The organism is Luteibacter sp. (genome assembly GCF_051958795.1).
In the GTDB taxonomy this organism is placed as follows: domain Bacteria; phylum Pseudomonadota; class Gammaproteobacteria; order Xanthomonadales; family Rhodanobacteraceae; genus Luteibacter.
The window spans coordinates 1-5,499 of sequence record NZ_JBQCFT010000402.1 but is presented as its reverse complement, the minus strand read 5'-3'; the positions used below and the strand labels follow the sequence as shown (position 1 = coordinate 5,499).

The 5,499-nt window shown below is 65.9% G+C and carries 7 protein-coding genes; 5 read left to right on the top strand and 2 right to left on the bottom strand.

Annotation, left to right across the window (positions count from 1 at the left end; all coding sequences use genetic code 11):
• On the bottom strand, nt 1-408 hold a 408-nt coding region (locus ACTHLF_RS20760), incomplete at its 3' end, for a hypothetical protein (protein ID WP_440330058.1).
• Between the two features lie 201 nt (nt 409-609).
• Between ACTHLF_RS20760 and ACTHLF_RS20755 the strand changes: the two genes are divergently transcribed.
• From ACTHLF_RS20755 to ACTHLF_RS20740, 4 genes are all read left to right on the top strand, one after another.
• Nucleotides 610-933, top strand: coding sequence for a hypothetical protein (locus ACTHLF_RS20755; RefSeq protein WP_440330056.1), 324 nt, complete (start codon nt 610-612; stop codon nt 931-933).
• Nucleotides 934-1,029: 96 nt separating this feature from the next.
• Nucleotides 1,030-1,719 carry a sensor histidine kinase gene (locus tag ACTHLF_RS20750; protein ID WP_440330054.1) on the top strand — a complete coding sequence of 230 codons (690 nt, stop codon included), beginning with the start codon at nt 1,030-1,032 and terminating at the stop codon, nt 1,717-1,719.
• Nucleotides 1,716-2,480 (top strand): LytR/AlgR family response regulator transcription factor, encoded by a 765-nt coding sequence (locus tag ACTHLF_RS20745; protein ID WP_440330052.1) that lies wholly within the window; start codon nt 1,716-1,718, stop codon nt 2,478-2,480. The genes ACTHLF_RS20750 and ACTHLF_RS20745 overlap by 4 nt, the downstream gene beginning before the upstream one ends.
• A gap of 112 nt (nt 2,481-2,592) precedes the next feature.
• Nucleotides 2,593-3,531 (top strand): MBL fold metallo-hydrolase, encoded by a 939-nt coding sequence (locus ACTHLF_RS20740; protein WP_440330050.1) that lies wholly within the window; start codon nt 2,593-2,595, stop codon nt 3,529-3,531.
• Nucleotides 3,532-3,643: 112 nt separating this feature from the next.
• Here ACTHLF_RS20740 and ACTHLF_RS20735 read toward each other — a convergent pair whose 3' ends face one another.
• On the bottom strand, nt 3,644-4,570 hold the full coding sequence (locus tag ACTHLF_RS20735; protein ID WP_440330049.1) for a LysR family transcriptional regulator: 927 nt from the start codon (nt 4,568-4,570) through the stop codon (nt 3,644-3,646).
• 111 nt (nt 4,571-4,681) lie between these two features.
• Here ACTHLF_RS20735 and ACTHLF_RS20730 point away from each other — a divergent pair, with 111 nt between their 5' ends.
• Nucleotides 4,682-5,458: an SDR family NAD(P)-dependent oxidoreductase gene (locus tag ACTHLF_RS20730; protein WP_440330047.1), complete on the top strand. Its 777-nt coding sequence runs from the start codon at nt 4,682-4,684 to the stop codon at nt 5,456-5,458.
• Nucleotides 5,459-5,499: the final 41 nt, after the last annotated feature.

Here is a 5,499-nt window from a genome sequence, read left to right as displayed (position 1 = left end):
TTCGGTGACTGGCCCCTGCGTGGCCAGCGTACTGTCCGGGCTGATCATACGACCCTTCAGGCTATCGAGGCGCAGGCCGTGGGTGCGGCACACATTGATGCCGTTGAGTCGCGAAACCCGCTGGTCGCTGAAGGTCACCTGCATGTCGCGCAGGCACGGGCCGTTCGGCAGCTGGAATGCCGTCGATGTGAGGCCACCGTTCAATGCGCCGCCGAGGTCCACGGGCTGGAACGCGTCGGTGCCGCTCGGGGCCAGGGCGAGGGGCGCGACGCTCGCCGCCGTGGCGTTGACCAGGTTGAAGGGCGCGGCAGTCTGCCGGTCGGCCACCGCGCGCGTCGGGCGGGTGGCGCACGCGGTCGAGGCGAGGGTGGCGAGCATCAGGGCGAGGCAGGGCAGGATCCGTGTCATGGGGGCTCTCCGGCGAGTGGGGTAGCCGGTGCGCCAGGGGCGACCAGCGGCGCCATCTAGCCGCGGACGGGCACGCGCGGAAAACGGTTTCGGGACGAATCGTCGTAGCGGCATGACCAATGGCAGTGATGCCGCGTCTTGCTTTCCACGCGTGCGCGGAGGTGCCTAAGATGTCGCCGCAACCCACCCCAGGACCCTCCCATGAAAGTCCGCCTCGGCACTACGCAGATTGGCCTGGGCCGTTACCTCGGCATGTGGGGCGTGATCGTCGTGGCGTTCACGTGGCAGACCTACATGCACGATGACCTCACCGGCCATACCGGGGATGTCGTCGACTACCTGCGCTGGAACATCATCCAGTGGTACACAGGGGCGGCCCTGGCTCCGCTGGTAGTCAAGCTGGGCGAGCATTACCCGATCCTGGTTCCGCTGCGCCTCGCGGAACTATGGGTACCGCTGTTCGCCAGCATCGGGATGACGGGCCTCGCTCTGCTCATCGGCGCCATGGTGTCGACGCTCTTCTAACCATCGGGGCTCGCTTACCAGTGGCAACAGGTCCTCGGCCAGCTTGCAGCGACCGGTTTGCTGACCTGCTGGGGTCTGTTCGGGATCCAGCGGGCCATGCGTTTTCGTGAGGAGAAGACCCAGCGTGAGCTCGAGGCATCGCAACTCGAATCCCAGCTCGCGGATTCGCGGCTGCAGGTACTCCGGACACAGCTGCAGCCGCACTTCCTGTTCAATACGATGCATGCGATCGCGACGCTGCTGCATGAGGACGTGACTTCCGCGGAAGACATGCTGCTTCGCCTCAGCGATCTGCTTCGGGCCTTCCTGGAGGAGTGCCGGGGCCAGGAGATCACCCTGCGCCAGGAGCTCGTCCTGCTGGATCTGTATCTCGGCATCCAGCGCACCCGCTTCAAGGATCGCCTGGATACGCGCATCTACATCGCGCCCGATACCCTCAACTGCGCCGTACCGAGCCTGATCCTGCAACCGATCGTGGAGAACGCGATCCAGCACGGGATTGGCAAGCGCGTCGGCGACGATTGCGTGGAGATCGAAAGCCGTCGCGATGGCGACAGCTTGGTGATCGAAGTGCGTAACCGCAACAGCACCCTGGAAGCGACAGAATCCGATGCAGCGGACGGCCATGGCATCGGCCTGTCGAACACGCGCCTGCGCCTGGGCGAACTCTACGGGAAGGCAGGGCAGGCGGAGCTGCATATGCTCTGGCCACGCGGCGTAGCGTGCCGCCTGCGCATGCCCTTCCAGGTCATCGATGAGGACGAGCCGGAGATCGTGGAGGTATGAAGCTTTCTGTCCTGGTCGTCGACGACGAACCCATTGCCCGCCAGGCGGTGGTACGTCTGCTGCGTGACGACCCCGACGTCGCCGAGCTCAGCGAGCATGGCGACGGCGCTTCGGCGGTCGGTGCGATTCGCGCCGGCTCGCCGGACCTGGTGTTCCTCGATATCCAGATGCCGGCGATGTCCGGGATAGACGTGGTGCGTACGGTCGGCGCCGGGCGCATGCCGGCCACGGTGTTCGTTACCGCGTATGAGCAGTACGCCGTGAAGGCGTTCGAAGCCAATGCGGTCGATTACCTCGTGAAACCGTTCAGCAGGGAGCGCTTCGAGCATGCCCTGACCCGAGCGAAGAGCCGTCTCAGCACGCCTGGCGGGCAGGCCGAGGCCTCGTTGAAGATCATGCAGGCGCTGGATGCGCTGCACCGGCGCGACCAGTACCTCGACCGCATCCCCATCCGCGAAAGCGAGCAGATCACCTTCGTCGACGTGAACGATATCATCTGGATCAAGGCGAGCCGCAACACGGTGCTGATCCACCTTGCCGACCGCGTGCACGAGATGCGCGAAACCATGGCAGGCCTCGCCGAGCGCCTCGACCCGCGCCAGTTCGCCCGCGTCCACCGTTCGGCGATCGTCAACGTCCGGCGCGTGCAGGCGGTCCACCCCTGGTTCAACGGCTACCACGTACTCACGATGGATACCGGCCAGAAGCTGCGCATGAGCCGCTACCAGCACGAGGCGTTCCTGAAGCTCGTCTCCCTGTAGCTCGCCCGCCTTTGTGGGAGCGCGCAGGGGCGCGGTTTCTTCAAGACGCAAGCCCGGTCGGCCGCCGCATGCTCGCTGGCCGGTCGCCCTGCGGCCATAGGGAGGGAAGAAGATGAAACGTGTCTCGTTAGCTGTATCGGCGGCAATCGCCGTCATGGCATGCGGCGTGGCAGTCGCCGAGGATGCGCCACCGCCGCCATCCAGTCCCGTGGTGAAGATCAACGCGGCGGCACCCAATGCGAAGATCGAGACGACGCCCCTACGTGGGCCCCTCGCGATGCTCTCGGGTTCGGGCGGGAACATCACCGTGCTCAGCGGCAAGCAGGGCCAGCTCATGGTCGATGCGGGGCTCGCGGTATCGCGCGCGAAGGTGGAGGCTGCACTTGCGGCGCTGGGCAAGCGGCCCCTGCGGTACCTGATCAACACGCACTACCACTGGGACCACACCGACGGTAACCCGTGGGTGCACGAAGACGGCGCGACGATCATCGCGACGGCCGGCACGGTCAAGCGCGTATCGACCACCACACGCGTGGACGACTGGCAGTTCACGTTCAAGCCGCTCCCGGCCGGCGGCATCCCGACCGAGATCGTGACGAGTGACAAGACGTACCACTTCGACGGACAGACGGTCGAGGTCAAGCTGGCGAACCCGTCGCACACCGACACCGACCTCTACGTGATCTTCAAGGAAGCGAACGTCGCCTCGCTGGGCGACCTGTTCTGGAACGGCGTGTACCCGTTCATCGACAACGAAAACGGTGGTGGCATCGACGGCATGATCAAGGCCGACGACGCGATCCTCGCGCAGCTCAACGACGATGTCGTCATCGCACCCGGCCACGGGCCCGTCGGTACGAAGCAGCAGCTGCGCGAATTTCGCGACATGCTCGCCTCGGTTCGCGACAACGTTGCCGCATTGAAGAAGCAGGGCAAGTCACGCGACGAAGTCGTCGCCGCCAAGCCCACCGCGAAGTTCGACGACAAATACGGCCACTTCGTCATCGACCCCGACTTCTTCACCCGCATCGTCTACGACGGCCTGAAATAGCCACGCAGTCACTGTAGTAGCGCTGTGGGAGCGTGCTGTGGGAGCGCGCTTGCGCGCGATGGGTGCTCGCGGCAAGCCCTATTGCGTGCAAGCACGCTCCCACAGCGCGCTCCTACAGGGCGGCGTCGATCCGTTGCTGTGCCACGCGCTCGGGAAGCGCCTCCATGATCCACTCGATGAAAGCCCGCAGGCGCGCGTTGTGCCTTCGCTCCGACGGATAGACGAGATAAGCGGGCAGGGGAGGCGGCTGGTACTCAGCGAGCAGGGGCACCACCTGGCCCGTCGCGATATACGGTGCCACCGCGAACGCAAGCGTCTGCACGACGCCAAGTCCGGCTAGCGCGGCGGCGACATGCGCGTTGCTCTCGTTGACCTCCACGGTCGAAATGAGCCCCGCATCGAAGTCCTCCGCGGGGTTGCCGAATCGCAGGGGCAGGCGCCGGCCCGACCGCGCGGAGAAGTAGCCGACGATCTCGTGGCCATCGCGCGCGAGGTCCCCAGGGTGGTAAGGCGTGCCGCGCCGCTCGAGATACGAGGGCGCCGCGCAGGTGGTCCACGGCAGGTCAACGATGTGGCGGGCGATCAGGTTCGGATCATCGGCCGTGCTACGGATGGCGCAGTCCACGCCTTCGCCGATGAGATCCACGGTGCGATCGGTCACGCCGACCTGCAACTGGATCCCCGGGTAGCGCTCCCGGAAGGCCGGCAGCGCGGGAAGGATCAGGGCGTGCGCGACCGAGCCCCCTGTTTCGATACGCAGGGTCCCGACCGGGCTGCTGCTGCCACCCGCCAGCGTCGTTTCGAAATCGTCCAGTTCGGCCAGCCAGTGCCGCGTGCGCTCGTAGTAGGCCGCCCCGGCGGCGGTCACGGTCACCCGACGCGTCGTCCGTTCGAACAGGCGCACCCCCAGTTGCGCCTCGAGGCCCTGGACCAGCTTGGTGACCGTGGACTTGGGCAAGCGCAGCCCATCGGCGGCTTTCGCGAAGCCCCCCGTCTCAACGACCCGGCCGAATACACGCATCGCGAGCAGATGGTCCAAGATTGTTTCCCCTAGGGAATAGTGAAATCGCCAGTGGATTATTTATCCATCCAGCAGAAATAACCAGACTATTCCCCATCGACCGCGTCGCGGTCTTCGGAGCCCAAGCTCATGAACACGCTCGCCAACAGCAACATCCACACCACCCGCCACGCCGGCAAGATCGCCCTGGTCACGGGCGGCAGCTCCGGCCTGGGCCTGGCCACGGCGGAACGCCTGATCCGCGAAGGCGCGACCGTCTACATCACCGGCCGCCGCCAGGCCGAGCTGGACGCCGCCGCCGCAAAGACGGGCGCCATCGCCATCCAGGGTGACATCGCCATCGCCGCCGACCTCGATCGCATCTTCGCCACCATCCGCGAGCGCAGCGGCAAGCTCGACATCCTGTTCGCCAACGCGGGTGGCGGCGAGTTCGTGCCGCTCGGCCAGATCACGGAGGCCCATTTCGACAAATACTTCGGCATCAACGTGAAGGGCACGCTCTTCACTGTCCAGAAGGCGCTGGAACTGATGGGCGAGGGCGGCGCGATCGTCCTCAACGGGTCGATGGTGTCGATCAAGGGCGCCCCGGCATTCGGTGTCTATGCCGCCACCAAGGCCGCGCTGCGTTCGTTCGCCCGCACCTGGGCCAGCGACCTCAAGGGCCGCGGTATCCGCGTCAACGTCGTCGCCCCGGGCACCATCGTCACGCCGGGATACTCGACCGAACTGGGCATGAGCGAACAGCAGATCGCCGATTACTCCGCGTACGTCGCAACGGTGACCCCGCTGGGTCGCACGGGTGAGCCGGATGAAATCGCCAAGGCCGTGTCGTTCCTCGCCTCGGACGATGCCAGCTACATCACGGGCATCGAGCTCTTCGTCGACGGCGGCCAGGCCCAGATCTGACCTATGGCGGCTGAGCCATAGCGACCCGTGGCGGGACCGGT